General features: G+C 44.2%; 10 protein-coding genes and 2 pseudogenes. 10 read left to right on the top strand and 2 right to left on the bottom strand.

All coding sequences use genetic code 11. From position 1 onward, the window contains the following. Nucleotides 1-53: 53 nt before the first annotated feature. A pseudogene (locus tag ACBP55_RS20520) lies at nucleotides 54-1,335 on the top strand (peptidase). 277 nt (nucleotides 1,336-1,612) lie between these two features. Here the strand turns inward: ACBP55_RS20520 and kamA are convergent. Together kamA and ACBP55_RS20510 are read right to left on the bottom strand one after the other, a co-directional pair. Next, nucleotides 1,613-3,013 (bottom strand): lysine 2,3-aminomutase, encoded by a 1,401-nt coding sequence (gene kamA / locus ACBP55_RS20515; protein WP_464644571.1) that lies wholly within the window; start codon nucleotides 3,011-3,013, stop codon nucleotides 1,613-1,615. A 73-nt stretch (nucleotides 3,014-3,086) separates the two neighbouring features. Next, on the bottom strand, nucleotides 3,087-4,580 hold the full coding sequence (locus ACBP55_RS20510; protein WP_464644569.1) for a sigma-54 interaction domain-containing protein: 1,494 nt from the start codon (nucleotides 4,578-4,580) through the stop codon (nucleotides 3,087-3,089). A 281-nt stretch (nucleotides 4,581-4,861) separates the two neighbouring features. On the opposite strand from ACBP55_RS20510, the gene fdhD reads away from it, so the two are divergent. From fdhD to ACBP55_RS20465, 9 genes and pseudogenes are all read left to right on the top strand, one after another. Further along, the gene (gene fdhD, locus ACBP55_RS20505; protein ID WP_464644567.1) at nucleotides 4,862-5,656 is read left to right on the top strand and encodes a formate dehydrogenase accessory sulfurtransferase FdhD; all 795 of its coding nucleotides are present in this window, start codon (nucleotides 4,862-4,864) and stop codon (nucleotides 5,654-5,656) included. Between the two features lie 24 nt (nucleotides 5,657-5,680). After that, a complete protein-coding gene (gene moaA, locus ACBP55_RS20500) occupies nucleotides 5,681-6,697 on the top strand; it encodes a GTP 3',8-cyclase MoaA (protein WP_464644565.1) in 1,017 nt (338 codons plus the stop codon). A gap of 191 nt (nucleotides 6,698-6,888) precedes the next feature. Then, nucleotides 6,889-9,211 (top strand): annotated as a pseudogene (locus ACBP55_RS20495) (xanthine dehydrogenase family protein molybdopterin-binding subunit). Further along, nucleotides 9,208-10,047: an FAD binding domain-containing protein gene (locus tag ACBP55_RS20490; RefSeq protein WP_464644563.1), complete on the top strand. Its 840-nt coding sequence runs from the start codon at nucleotides 9,208-9,210 to the stop codon at nucleotides 10,045-10,047. The pseudogene ACBP55_RS20495 and the gene ACBP55_RS20490 overlap by 4 nt, the downstream one beginning before the upstream one ends. Beyond that, nucleotides 10,044-10,517, top strand: coding sequence for a (2Fe-2S)-binding protein (locus tag ACBP55_RS20485; protein WP_464644561.1), 474 nt, complete (start codon nucleotides 10,044-10,046; stop codon nucleotides 10,515-10,517). The genes ACBP55_RS20490 and ACBP55_RS20485 overlap by 4 nt, the downstream gene beginning before the upstream one ends. A gap of 118 nt (nucleotides 10,518-10,635) precedes the next feature. Then, nucleotides 10,636-10,755 (top strand): YjcZ family sporulation protein, encoded by a 120-nt coding sequence (locus tag ACBP55_RS20480; protein ID WP_464644559.1) that lies wholly within the window; start codon nucleotides 10,636-10,638, stop codon nucleotides 10,753-10,755. Between the two features lie 162 nt (nucleotides 10,756-10,917). Further along, on the top strand, nucleotides 10,918-12,405 hold the full coding sequence (locus ACBP55_RS20475; protein ID WP_464644557.1) for a spore germination protein: 1,488 nt from the start codon (nucleotides 10,918-10,920) through the stop codon (nucleotides 12,403-12,405). Next, nucleotides 12,386-13,477: a GerAB/ArcD/ProY family transporter gene (locus tag ACBP55_RS20470; RefSeq protein WP_464644555.1), complete on the top strand. Its 1,092-nt coding sequence runs from the start codon at nucleotides 12,386-12,388 to the stop codon at nucleotides 13,475-13,477. The genes ACBP55_RS20475 and ACBP55_RS20470 overlap by 20 nt, the downstream gene beginning before the upstream one ends. Next, on the top strand, nucleotides 13,474-14,574 hold the full coding sequence (locus ACBP55_RS20465) for a Ger(x)C family spore germination protein (RefSeq protein ID WP_464644553.1): 1,101 nt from the start codon (nucleotides 13,474-13,476) through the stop codon (nucleotides 14,572-14,574). The genes ACBP55_RS20470 and ACBP55_RS20465 overlap by 4 nt, the downstream gene beginning before the upstream one ends. The last annotated feature ends 150 nt before the right edge of the window (nucleotides 14,575-14,724 follow it).

Below are 14,724 nucleotides of genomic sequence, written 5' to 3'. Positions count from 1 at the left end.
TTACAAAGTCGTTTACTCGTGACTAACTGAAGGAGGGAATTTCTTTGCCCAATCTGAACGCTGAACTGCAAAAGCAAATTCATGAGTGGATTAGGCTTCATCGGGAAGACGGAATCGATTTTCTGCAGAAGATAGTCAGAATCCCCAGTACGCAGGGCAATGAGAAGGAGGCTCAGGCCTTAATTGCCGAGAAATTTCGCGAGTTGAGACTTGACGTTGATGTCTGGGAGCCGGATGGAGAGGCTCTAGAGGCGCATCCTTATTTTTGTTCCCCTAGAAACCGTTTTATGGGCAGTCCCAATGTAGTGGGTGTCATGAAAGGGTCCGGAGGGGGACGTTCTATCCTCCTTAATGGTCATATTGATGTCGTTCCGGAAGGAAATCGAGATCAATGGCAAGATGATCCTTTTAGCGGCAATGTGGTGGACGGTAAGCTTTATGGACGCGGGGCAACAGATATGAAGGGCGGAAACGCCTCGCTTATTATTGCTGTGGAAGCTATTCAGAGTCTTGGCATTAAGTTGAAAGGCGATGTCATTGTTCAAAGCGTTATTGAAGAGGAAAGCGGTGGGGTTGGCACACTGGCTGCGATTGTGAAGGGTTATCGAGCAGATGCGGCTCTTATTCCGGAGCCTACCAATTTACGTATATTTCCGAAGCAGCAGGGCTCTATGTGGTTCCGTACCCAGGTCAAAGGCCGTTCGGCACATGGGGGAACCAGGTACGAAGGGGTTAGTGCCATTGAGAAAAGCGTGATCGTACTGCAGCATATCCGGGAGCTTGAGGAGCAACGAAATGTTCGGATCACGGATCCGTTGTATGCTCAAAACCCCATTCCTATCCCCATTAATATTGGTGTCATTCAAGGTGGGAATTGGCCTTCATCCGTAGCGGACACCGTAAAGCTTGAAGGAAGAATGGGTGTTGCACCTGAGGAAAGGCTCGATGAGGCTAAGGAGGAAATGGCGCGATGGATGGAAGGGCTTAAGGGAAAAGATCCTTGGTTTGAAGAACATCCGGCAACCGTTGAATGGTTTGGAGCCCGGTGGGTCCCTGGCAGCGTCGATCCAGGTCATGACTTGATGCGGGTTTTGATGGAGCAGTATCGAGAGGTTAAACATGAGGAACCAATCATTGAAGCATCGCCATGGGGAACAGACGGAGGTTTGCTCACGCAGTCTCGGGGAAACGCCTTGTATTGTTTTCGGTCCAGGCATCACACAAGTGGCCCATTATCCAAATGAGCATATTGTGCTGGATCATGTATTTCAGGCAGCGGAGATCATCGCATTGACCCTGATTCATTGGTGTGGATTTGATGGGATGGAGGCATAGGGAAGGATCGGGAGACGAACTATTTAGTTATCGAGAATGAAAAGGCACCCGGGTGGGTGCCTTTTGGGTTTTACTTGTGTTGTCGCCCGCCCGCTCCAGCAAATCGATTAATTTTGCCAATTTTGGCCATTAGGGAGATATTTCGCCGAATTAACGGTAGGAAATCCAGTTATCTTCTCAAAGCTGGCCACTTCCGCCAAATTAGCTCCAGGAAATCCATCTATTCTACTTGTAACCGCGCTGCTCGGATAACGAAAAGGGAATCGAGCATGATGCTTTAATTCTCTGTATTTAGAATACTCTCTTTGTCGTCCTTATTCTCCTTCTGCTGTGCTTTCATCAATTTGTCTTTCATTTCATCACGTTTTGGCCGACGATCCTTCAACGACGCGTGCTCCGGTGTTCCCTGATAAATTTTCCTTCTGCCGATTCGGCGCAAATTTTCTGGCACTAGGTTAAATTTTTCATCTTTCATGAGTGCAATAATACCAGTGCTTTCAGGTTGTTTCTCAATACCGTAGATTTCGTTGAAATATTCGTCAGCACGGCCCGGTACATAGTTTTTCGGCTCGGGATACCCGACAATAACACCTTCATAATTACGCAGAATGACCTTATCCTGGCTTTGCGAGATCAAATAATTGGGCTGAAGGGCAATTTTTCCGCCTCCTCCAGGAGCGTCAACAACGAAGGTGGGTACCGCATAGCCTGAGGTGTGGCCGCGAAGTGATTCGATTATTTCCAAACCTTTGGAAACAGGTGCCCGGAAATGACCGATCCCTTCTGACAGATCGCATTGATAAATATAGTAGGGACGAACACGTATTTTCACAAGATCATGCATAAGCTTCTTCATTATATAGGTACTGTCGTTAATACCAGCCAGAATTACGGACTGATTGCCTAAGGGTACTCCGGCATTCGCCAACATTTCACAGGACTTTTTCGCTTCGTCCGTCATTTCCAAAGGATGATTAAAATGGGTATTTAGCCAAACCGGGTGGTATTTCTTGATAATGCTGCACAAATGTTCTGTAATCCGCTGCGGGAAAACAACCGGGGCTCTCGTGCCGATACGAATGATCTCAACATGGGGAATCGCCCGTAAATTTTTCAAAATATACTCCAAAATATTGTCGTTAATTAATAGTCCATCCCCGCCAGAAAGTAGAACGTCACGGACCTCCGGCGTATTTCGAATATAAGCAATCGCGTCATCCAATTGTTTTTTGGGAACCCCCATGCCTACCTGACCGGAGAAACGGCGGCGAGTGCAGTATCTGCAGTACATGGAGCATTGATTCGTGACTAGAAATAGCACCCTGTCTGGGTAACGATGAGTTAAACCAGGGGTAGGTGAGTCCTCATCTTCGAAGAGGGGATCCTCGAGATCATACTTTGTTTTCAATAATTCAGCGGAAATGGGAACCGATTGCATACGAATCGGGCATCGAGGGTCGTCTGGATTCATCAGTGATGCGTAATAGGGGGTAATATTTAAAGGGATGGTCTGAGTTGAAATGCGAACGCCATCTTCTTCCTCGGGGGTTAAATTCACTACTTTCTTCAGATCTTCAAGGGTACGAATAGTATGTGTCAGCTGCCAAAGCCAATCATTCCACTGTTCATCTGTTACGTTTTTCCATAGCTCAATTTGTTTCCAGTCACGTCGTTCCATAATTGCACCTCCAGTAATGATGCCTGCTCATAAGTAGTAGATGCAAAAAGCGTGCCAACATTTCCATACTAAGTTAACAAAAAAAGACTCCTGTCGGAGTCTGAGAAACGATTTCTATGGTTTTTTCATAATGCCGTAGCGGTCTCAGTTTATATTGTAAAGCTTGGCGCTTAATTCCTAGAGCTTGCGCGGTGAGAGTGATGTTATATTGATGATTTTCCAAAGCATCCGTAATGGTTTCCTTTTCCATTTGCCTCATTTTATCGGTCAATCTTCCTGCTGAGATGGTTGCCAATTCGTCATTCCACGGAGCGGCTAGCCGGTTGGGAGTTGTCGTTTGTATATAATTCCCCATCAAATAAGCGGGAAGGTGATTTTCTTCAATGATCTCACTTTCCAGTTCCATCATATTATAGGTGGATTCGATGGCATGGCTTAATTCCCGAATATTGCCGGGCCAATGGTAGTTCATTAAGCTATTGAGTGCAGCAGGGGTAATACCTGTTATTTTCATGCCGAAAATGTGATTAAATTTATCAATAAAGTGGTAAGTGAGGAGAGGAATATCTTCTTTTCTTTGGACAAGAGGAGGCAGGTATAGATTCACGACATTTAACCGGTAGAAAAGATCGCTGCGCAGCAATCCTTTTTCTAAAGCTTCCTTTGGATCAATATTCATGGCGGTAATAATGCGGACATCGACTTGCTGTTCCTGCATTCCCCCGACTCGGCGAATCATTCCGTCTTGAAGCACCCGTAATAGTTTGGCTTGCAAAAATAAATCCAAGCTATTTAACTCATCCAGAAAAAGAGTCCCGCCGCTAGCTTGCTCGAATAATCCAGCACGGTCAATAGCGCCAGTAAATGCGCCTCTCGCAGTTCCGAACATAATACCTTCCATTAACTCGTTGGGGACGGCCGCACAATTTTGAGCAATGAATAGGCGGTTACGGCGGGCTCCAGCATTGTGTATGCTTTGTGCGAACAATTCTTTACCGGTGCCGGCAGGTCCGGATAGCAAAACAGGCGAGCTCGTACGAGATGCCTTTTTGGCGAAGGAGACCGTATGTAGGAAGCTTTCGCTTTTGCCAATTAAATCACTGAAATGGTATCGAGCAGAGCTTGCATTTTTCTTATCTTTTGACGGAGATTCGTAGATTTGATGCCTGAGATCAAGGATTTGGTCGTGAAGATGAACAATACTTGTTATATCCTTAGCCACTTCTAATGCGCCGATGATTTCACCATGTTCCAAAAGAGGATACGTGCTGTTAATAGTAGTGATCCGTTTCCCCGTTACACTGACATAGGTTTGTATTTTTTCCCGTATTTCTATGCCTGTTTGCAGAACTTTAATGAAGGTGCTGGTTTCATTCGTAAGGGAAGGAAAAAGGTCGAAGAAGTTCTTTCCAACCACTTGTTCTCGCTTAAAACCATCGGTTTCAGCCATTTTATCATTATAAAATATGGTTATTCCCTTGTTGTCGATCAGATGAACACCGACATCAATGATATTCAACATTTTCTCAAAATACTTCGATCCATGATCGTCGCTCTGCTCGGACAATATGTTCACCTGCCTCACGAAGAATGGTTCAAGGGTTCAATTAATACTTTATGAAATTCCGTCTGGAAAAATGAACTTTTTGAAAAATTAAAAGACATAGTTGCTCAGGTGAAGATGGTAACTCTACTCCAGTTTCAAACTCCACACTTTTTTTTTTCGCGTTATTGATTTATGATTAAACAACATTTAAAACATTCGGTCTAACGAGGAGAAATGATGGACATGTCAATAAAGGAGCATGTTTTTGATAGAAACAAAGATTTAAATAGGGGGCTCTGATCATGAATCCAATCGAGGTGAAAAGGGGAATCCTTCGTTTTGTTAATGGTCATGCCGAGGAAGTTGAGGATAGCATTGTAACGGAATATCCGGTTACAGTGAAAATTAACGGTCAGGAATTTGTTACGATGGTGTGTACGCCAGAATATATAGAAGATATGGTCATCGGATTTTTGGCTTCTGAAGGTATTATCCGGAAATACGATGATATTGAAAAAATATGGATACAAGAGAGAGAAGGATTTGTCCATGTGACAACAACAAAACTTAATCCATACTACCGTGATTTTCAGAGTAAACGTTATATTACCTCCTGTTGCGGGATGAGCAGGCAAGGATTCGTTTTTGTAAATGATGCCTTGACCGCCAAGAAGATGGAGGATATTCGTGTAAAAGTTTCCATCGATGATTGTTTTCGATTAATGAATGAGATGCAGCAATCAGCGGATACTTTTCGTCAGACAGGCGGGGTCCACAATGCGGCCTTGTGTGACGCTAACGGAATTGTTTTAAGCCGGATGGACATAGGAAGACATAATGCACTGGACAAGATTTATGGATATTGCTTGAAAAATGACATTCCCATCGGTGATAAAATAATCGTTTTTAGCGGCCGTATCTCCTCTGAAATCTTATTGAAAGTTGCCAAAATAGGCTGCGAAGTGATATTGTCCAAGTCTGCTCCGACAGAATTGGCGTTACAGCTGGCAGAACAACTGGGAATCACCACGATTGGTTTTATCCGTAATCAGTCGCTAAACGTGTATACGTGCCCGAAAAGAATTATAAATATTTGAGTTATAGAAGCGAGGGCCATTCACATGGAAAATGTTGTGTTGGATAACATGCAGCGCCCTTTAAGGGATTTGCGTATATCGGTTACGGATCGTTGCAATTTTCGCTGTCGGTATTGTATGCCGGAGGAAATATTCGGTTCTGACTACTCATTTTTGCCTGACGATAAAATTCTATCGTTTGATGAAATTGAAAGATTGGCACGGATTTTCGTGTCTTTAGGCGTAAAAAAACTGCGTATTACCGGAGGAGAACCTTTGCTGCGTAAAGATCTCCCCCTACTTATCAAGCGGCTGAACCAAATCGATGGTGTAGAGGACATTGCGTTAACCACTAACGGTTCATTACTAAAGAAATTTGCATTTGATCTATTCAATTCCGGTTTATCCCGGGTAACTGTGAGTTTGGATTCGCTAGATGAAGAGCGTTTTGCTTCTATGAACGGAAATAGGAGCAAGGTGCAAACGGTTCTTGAAGGCATGCAGGCTGCATCAGAAGCGGGAATGAAAGTGAAAGTAAATATGGTTGTCCAAAAAGGAAAAAATGATCAAGATATTGTCCCGATGGCGCAATACTTCAAAGAGAAGAAGTATACCCTTCGGTTTATTGAATATATGGATGTTGGAAACTCAAATGATTGGAAGTTGGATGAAGTCGTATCCAAGCAAGAGATTTTAAAGATGATACACGAGGCTATGCCGATTGAGCCCATCCTTGCGAATTATCACGGAGAAGTGGCGTCCCGCTTCCGTTACACAGATAGTGATCAGGAAATAGGAATTATTTCGTCGGTGACAGATTCCTTCTGTTCTTCCTGTACAAGAGCCCGCATTTCGGCAGAGGGAAAGCTGTATACTTGCTTATTTGCTTCTGGAGGTAATGATCTTAAAGATCTGCTCCGCAGCGGTCAAACTGATCAGGCGGTTACGGATACGATTCGTGCCATTTGGAATAACCGTTCTGATCGTTACTCAGACGAGCGATTAAGTCATACCCATCATAAGTCATCTCCTAAAGTGGAAATGTCGCATATAGGGGGATAAGAAATTCTTAAAAGAACTGCCAAATAGTGATCGCCTTCTTCATGTTCAACATGGGGAGGGCGATTTTTTTAAGTGTTGTTGTATGAGCTGAATAGGACAAGATATTTCACTATAAGATGTAGAATAACGCTTCGTCGAATCGATTTGGACGTCTAATTTGCCGCTTGAGAAGGAAAGGGAGAGTGTTGCGATTGTCGCTAATTGGAAAGGCTATTCCGAGGATAGAATCGAGAGATAAAGTAACCGGATTCGCCAAGTATACGAACGATATGCAATCCCCCAATCTTTTGCATGGCTGGCTTGTTACCAGTCCCTATTCGCATGCCGATATTACATTCATCGATATCTCGAAAGCATTGGAAGTAAGCGGTGTACATAACGTTATCACGGGCGATTATTTTCCTGTGCTCACCGGTGGCCTTCTCGCGGATCGCCCGCCCCTTGCGTACAAGCAAGTGCGCTATTTCGGCGAACCAATCGCCGTTGTAGTGGCGGAGACAGAACAGATTGCGAAGCGGGGCGCAGAGCTTATTCGAGCTGAATTCGTTCAGCTTCCTATTGTTCATTCCCCTAGCGCTGCCTTGCAGCCGGAGGCGCCATTGATTCACAAAGACTTAGGAAGTTACAAAACATATGGCTCCGTTAATCCCGTTCCGGATACCAACATCGGAAACCATGTGAAAATCCGAAAAGGCGATATGCAGAAAGGCTGGGCAACAAGTGAGGTAGTGGTTGAAGGCTCGTATGCCTTTAACACATCCGATCATTGCGCTATGGAACCGCGCTGCTCGATCGTTGAAGTGATGCCGAGCGGCTTGATTGATATTCAAACCTCGACGCAGGATCCGTTTATAATTAAACGTTTGTTTCAACGCTTCTTCCAAGTCGACGAGCAAAATGTTATTGTGCATGTGCCGTTTGTAGGTGGAGGGTTTGGGGGAAAAGGCTCCGCACAGCTGGAGTATATCGCCTATTTGGCATCGAAAGCGTGCGGCGGCCGACCTGTGAAAATCAATAATTCCCGCGAATCGGACATGGTCAGTTCGCCCTGTCACATCGGGCTGGAAGCGAAAGTGAAGCTCGGTGCGAGCAGAGATGGAAAGCTTACTGCCCTAGAGATCACTTTCCTATTTGATACCGGTGGCTACACCGACGGGGGTGCAGCCGTCACGCAAGCTGCTGCGATCGATTGTACTGGACCCTATCGGATTGACAACGTATGGTGTGATTCATTATGCGTTTACACGAACCACCCGTACACGAATGCATTCCGGGGGTTCGGCCATACGGAAGCAACTTATTGTATGGAGCGTACAATGGACTTGCTTGCAAAGAAACTGCAAATGGAACCCTTGGCGTTGCGACTTCACAACGCCATCAAGCCGGGTGACACGACACCGACACAAGCACCGCTGAATGGTAGTAACATTGGCGACGTGACTGCCTGCATCGTCAAATTAAAAGAGCTCATTCAGTGGGACGAAGGAGAGCGGATTGCCGTTGACCGCTTTAAAGTCAGGGCCAAAGGAATGGCTTGTGTCATGAAAACCTCCAGCTCCACGATAGATACCGGATCTGGTGCGACGATCACCATCAATCACGACGGCACGTTGAACCTTAGCGTAGGCGCCATCGAGATAGGTCAAGGAAACCGCACTATTATGACACAAATCCTCGCCGAGCGGATGAATATGACTGTCAACCAGGTCCATATCAAAATGGATGTCGATACGCAAATCACCCCTGAACATTGGAAAACAGTGGCAAGCAATAGTACGATGATGGTCGGACGGGCCGTACTGGATGCGGCAGAGGATGTCATTACCCAGTTAAAGCAAAATACTTCAATCGTACTGAAAAGGCCTCAAGAGGAACTGGAAGTCGGCCGCGGCAGGGTCTATGTCAAGGACAATCCGAACATTGGCTTGGAGATCCGTGAGGTCGCTAGCGGTTATATGAATCCGGATGGCAGCGCGTCCGGCGAGCCGGTCATCGGTCGAGGACGGTACAGAGTCCATCAGTTGACTACTCTTGATCCAGAAACGGGCAAAGGCATTCCTGGCCCGCAATGGACAGTCGGTGCACAAGCAGTCGAAGTCGAATTCGATACCCGTGAGTGCACGTATCGAATACTTAAAGCAGCCTCCGTTTTCGACGCTGGAAAGGTAATTAACGAAGCAACGGCAATAGGTCAAGTCAAAGGCGGCATGAACATGGGACTCAGCTTTGCCAGTCGGGAGGGATTTCTGTACAACAATGCGGGTCTTGTACTCAATCCCCAGTCTGCGTTCTTATAAATTGACTCGTTTCGGAGAGAATCCGAGCTATTTGGTAGAGTTTGTGGAAACGCCGTACTTGGAAGGCCCTTATGGCGCACGTGGTATTGGAGAGCATGGCACGATTGGAATGGCCGCTTCTCTTGCAAATGCGTTATCCATTGCCGCTGGTGTCGAGCTAAACATGCTGCCACTAACCCCAGAGCTTATCTGGCGTTATAAGGGAGGCTGCTCATGATCTCGTTTGATTTCGAATACTATACACCAACTACCGTCGAAGAAGCGGTTCGCATTTTTCAGCAGGCGGATTCGAATGGCAAAGAGCCTCTTTACTATGCCGGCGGGACAGAGATTATTTCCATGGCGCGTCTAAACCAGCTTCGCACAGGGGCAGTCATCGACATTAAAGGGATTCCCGCATGCAATGTGCTTCAAATTCAGCAAGAACAGCTTGTCATTGGAGCAGCTATTACGCTCACGTCTTTATCGGAGGCCAACCTGTTCCCATTACTCGGTGAGACCGTTCGAGACGCAGCCGACCATACCAATCGCAACAAAATTACTGTTGGCGGCAACCTTTGTGGGAAATTCATTTATCGGGAAGCACTGCTTCCTTTTCTGCTCGCCGATAGCCAGCTTGTTCTAGCCGGTACCAGGGGGATTCGCTATGTTCCGGTACACGAGATATTGAACGGTGAACCGCGTTTGGAAAAAGGTGAGCTCCTTGTGCAGATTTTAAGCGATAGACGATACCTCGATTTACCTTTTGTCACTGTTAAGAAGACCAAGATGGAAAAAATCGATTATCCGATCGTCCGGATTTCCGGTTTAAAAACAAAGGAAGGTATTCGAGTTGCCTTTAGTGGAGTAAGTGCCGTCCCTTTTCGATCGCTGATCATAGAGGAGGTTCTGAACGACAGTGCAATTCCCTTGGAAGAACGCATAGAGAGTGCCATCCGTTTATGGCCTGTACCGATTTTGAACGACATCTTAAGCTCCAAAGGGTACAGAACATTTGTTTTACGAAACACGTTATTCGATACAATGTCGGCATTGGAACGGAGTCGTGTATGAAAACACATGGAACTGTTAAAAGGGAAATTGAGCTGCTTGTCAATGGGAAGCGACAACATGCAGTCATTCGTTCAGCGGATACTTTATTGCGTGTGCTGCGCGAACAACTTGGGTTAACCGGAGCCAAAGCCGGCTGCGAAAACGGTGATTGCGGCGCATGCACGGTCATCGTTGGCAAAGTACCCATCAAATCTTGTTTAATGCTGGCGATAGAGGTGCGGGGAAGCAGCATTACAACCATCGAAGGTTTGGGGGGAGACACTCCTATCCAACGCGCATTTGTTGACAATTTTGCCTTTCAATGCGGATTTTGTACACCTGGATTTATTATGGTAAGCCACGCCTTAGTTAACAATTATCCACATGCAAGCGAAGAGGTGATTCGAGAGTGGCTGCAATCCAATATTTGCCGCTGCACGAGCTATGAAGAGATACATGCTGCTGTCAGGTCAGTAATATCCCATGACTGATTATTTGTTCGCATTTGTCCTTGGCGATTAAACTCCCGTGACAAACGTCCAGTCAAGCACTATGTACCGTACATATACTTACAACGTAGTGAAAAATCATTGAGGGGAATGAGTAAACATGGGAGCAGTTGGTTATGGAGCAGGTTGTGGTGCAGGTTATGGAATGGGTAGTAACGTAGCAATTGTCTTGGTTCTTTTTATTCTTTTGGTCATCATCACAACAGCTTTTGTTATTTAATATTCCTTCATCCATTGAAAAGACTATCGAGTAAAATAGAGACGGCCCTATCGCAAAATAGATGCGAACAAGGGCTGTTTTTTCGTTCTTCATTCCCTATGAATACTCCTTTATTCAACTGGATAAAATAACCTTTGAAATGAGGGGCAGCGTGATGAAATCTTGGGTACAAATCAAGAAACTAAGGATATGGATCTTTCGTCGTTACAAGAAAGAAAAAGTTATTTTCAAACACTTTTAAACAATACGGAAGATCTAGTTATACATACGTTGAATTGGAATCAACGACATGTCAACTTGATCTATTTGGCAACCTTAACGGATCAAGATACGATCTTGAATCAGATCATTTTTCCATTAAAGCGAACTAATGAAGGCGAGTTTCTTGACGCTTTGCCTCTGGGACAGCTTCAAATTACTTGCTTGATCGAGCAAGCTGTGGAAAATCTTTTGAATGGCGGCTGTGTCGTCGACTGTGAAGGTGAGACCGATTTTTACATTTTCTATGCATCCTCTTCGATAGGGCGAAGCATCACAGAACCGATCAATGAGAAGGTGTTTGGAGATTCGCATGAGGGATTCGTTGAAAGGTTAAATACAAACCTTCATCTAATCCGCAGAAAAGTGAACAACAAGGATTTGATGATTCGCTATTTTACAGTGGGCATGGAGACGAATACGCGTCTAGCGATGGTTTACATCGAGTCAATAGCGAATCCGGAAATTGTGACCGAGCTAGAAAAGCGAATCACATCAATCCGGATCGATTATATTGCTTCATTAGGTTTTGTAGAGCAGCTCATTGAAGATGTGCCCTTCTCCCCATTTCCGCAAATTTTAAGTACCGAAAGAGTGGACAGAGTAGCAGCCAATTTGATGGAGGGAAGAATTGCCGTATTAGCGGAAGGATCAGCGAAAGCGATCATTTTACCCATCAATTTCTTTGCATTTTATCAGTCACCTGACGATTACAATGCTCGTTGGATTAACGGAAGCTTCTTCCGATTATTAAGGGTTTCCAGTTTCTTCATTGCCATTACACTACCAGCCTTATACATCTCAGTTGTCACTTTTCATTTTGAGACAATCCCTAATGAATTGGTGCTTCTTATGCAAAGTGCCGTACTGGAAATTCCGTTTCCTCCGATTATTGAAGCTCTGCTAATGGAAATAACTATTGAAATGTTAAGAGAAGCAGGCTTGCGATTACATACTGCCGTAGGACAGACAATCGGTATTGTTGGAGGACTTGTTATTGGAGATGCCATCGTGAAGGCAGGGCTGGTGTCCAACATCATGATTATTGTGGTAGCATCGACGGCCCTTGCTTCATTTGTCGTGCCATCCCATGAGTTCAGAGAGACGGTGCGTTTTCTTCGTTTTCCGATGATGATGTTGGCTGCTACTTTCGGCTTTTTGGGAATTACGTTCGGGTTTTCATGTATTTTGATCCACTTGTGTAAATTAGAGGGTTTTGGAACGCCCTATTTTTACCCCTTTTCTCCATTCAAATGGAGTGGTTTGAAAGACTCTATCTTCCGGTTGCCAATATGGAAAATGAACCGGCGTCCTGAGGACAGTCTTCCCCAAAAAAAGATGCGGGAATTATTTTCTAGGGGATGGGTGAAGCGTGAACGCAGAAAAAGATAGTATCACCAAAAAGCAGTTGGCTTTTTTCACAATACAAACAGCGATAGGCGAGGGAGCTTTAACCGTTCCTTTTAGTGTCCACTCTGAAGCATCTATAGATGGATGGATCTCCATGCTGCTGGCGGGATTTGCCACCCACCTGGTCATTATCTTGATATGGATGATCTGCAGGAAATATCCAAAGATGACGATGATCGAATTTCTCCCTCAAATGGCAGGGAAATTTGCAGGTCATCTTATTAGTGTTCTTTATATTATTTATTTTATTGGAATAGCAAGCTTGATCCTCATGAATTATTGTCGAATCATTAATGCCTGGATTTTCCCTACGACACCGAAATGGGTCATTATGACATTGATGATGGCTACGAGTTATTATCTAGCAAAAGAAAGATTGAAAATAATTGCCCGATTTGAAACACTGGTTTCTATTCTTATAATCATTATTATCATTTTGATCATTTTCCCTTTTAGCAAAGGGAATCCTTTGTATATTTTCCCCATTGGTCAATCAGGGATTGGTCCTATGATAAGAGGTATGAGAGAGGCTGTCGTTACACTGGCCGGTTTCGAAATACTGCTCATGGTTTACCCTCAAGTTAAGGGGAAAGACGGAGAAATATTAAAAACGATGTTGATTTCATACACTTTTGTCACCCTCTTTTATGTATTAATTATCCTGTCATGCTTTATGTTTTTCAGTCCTGAGGAACTTAGTATCATACCAGAGCCTGTTTTATATATGCTAAAGGCGTTTTCTTTTAGGGTTGTAGAAAGATCGGATTTACTGTTTTTATCGCTTTGGGTTGTGATCGTCATGACGTCTATTGTCAATTATGTTTTTCTTGCTTCAACGGGGATTACTCAAATATTGAAAACGGGTAACAGTTCAAAGGTGACTTTGCTGGTCATTGCCGCTTGCTTGCTGATTGCGCTGTTACCGCATAATTTTTTGTTTATCAGCAAGCTTAATAAATGGTTTTCTTATTTCGCTTTGGTCATGATCTATTTGCTCCCCATACCGTTATTACTATTGACCTTCAAAAGAGGAAGGAGGAAAGCATCCGAATGAAAAGAATCCGGCCTGTTTTGCTCAGTATACTTTCCTTGAGTCTCTTAACCGGTTGTTGGGATCAAATGTTATTAAAAAACGTTCGTTTAATTCTAGGGATAGGCTTTGATAAAGCAGAAGGTGAAAATGTGTTAACCACCTTTGTCTTACCGGATGTCTCGGATAAGAAGAGGAATGCACCCGAAATCATATCGGTTACTGGTGAAACAGTTCGAGAAGCAAGAGGTAACTTGGGGAAAAAACTAACCTTGGTTCCTGACGCAGCCAAGAACCGGTTTCTAATGATTGGGGAACAGCTGGCGAAGGTTGATATCTATGCGGTTCTGGATGTTTTTTACCGCGATCCGAAAAGTGCATTAAATGCCAAAATTGGCGTTGTCGAAGGTCGCGCCGAATCACTTTTGCAAACTGGTTATATGAGAAAGCCGAATTTCATCTTAAATCTGGATAAGCAAATTGTCAGTGCAGAATCATTCACGATCGTTCCAGAAGAAAATATACAATCGATTTGTACCGTTTTATTTGATCCTGGGCAAGATGTCATTTTGCCGTATCTGGCAGTTGGGGAAGGAACCCCACTTATTAAGGGAGTGGCCTTGTTTAACAGGAAGGCCCTTGCAGGGACTCTGGATACTAAAGAATCAAAACTCTGTTTATTAATGGCTGATCGGATGGGTAAAAAGGCAAGTCTGACATTTCCAATTCCTAATAAAACGAAGAAAATTGGCAGTAAAATGACTTTCCGAGTATTTCATGTAAAACGGAGATTAGATTTAGAGGTGAATAATGGAAATTTATTGGTAACCCTCGATCTTCTGCTCAAAGTAGAAGCCGAGGAATACTCTCCGGATCATTTAGATGAAGATGGAAAGGCTTCCAAATTGAACGATTATATCTCAAAGGAGTTAACAAAGGAAGCTCAAAAGATCGTTCAGAAGCTGCAGAAGGCCAATTGCGATGTATTTGGAATAGGCAGACGAATTATGGCATTCCATCCTAATTATTGGAAAACGATGGATTGGAAAAGCACCTATCCGACTATTACGATTCAACCGAACATAAAGGTAGAGATATCGAGACCTGGAATTATTTTTTAGAACTTCAGGATGGCGACGGCAAATACGATAACACCATTGTTATGGGGAGATTTAAGGAATGATGCTCATAACGTTTAGTCATTGATGCATGTGCTAATGTCCGTTGCCATAATCAACCCCAGATTCTCATATAAATCTCATACGGCGTTT

It is taken from the genome of Paenibacillus sp. WG02, from assembly GCF_055396115.1.
Note: the sequence above shows the minus strand (reverse complement) of the source record. Positions and strands in the feature narration are given on the sequence as shown.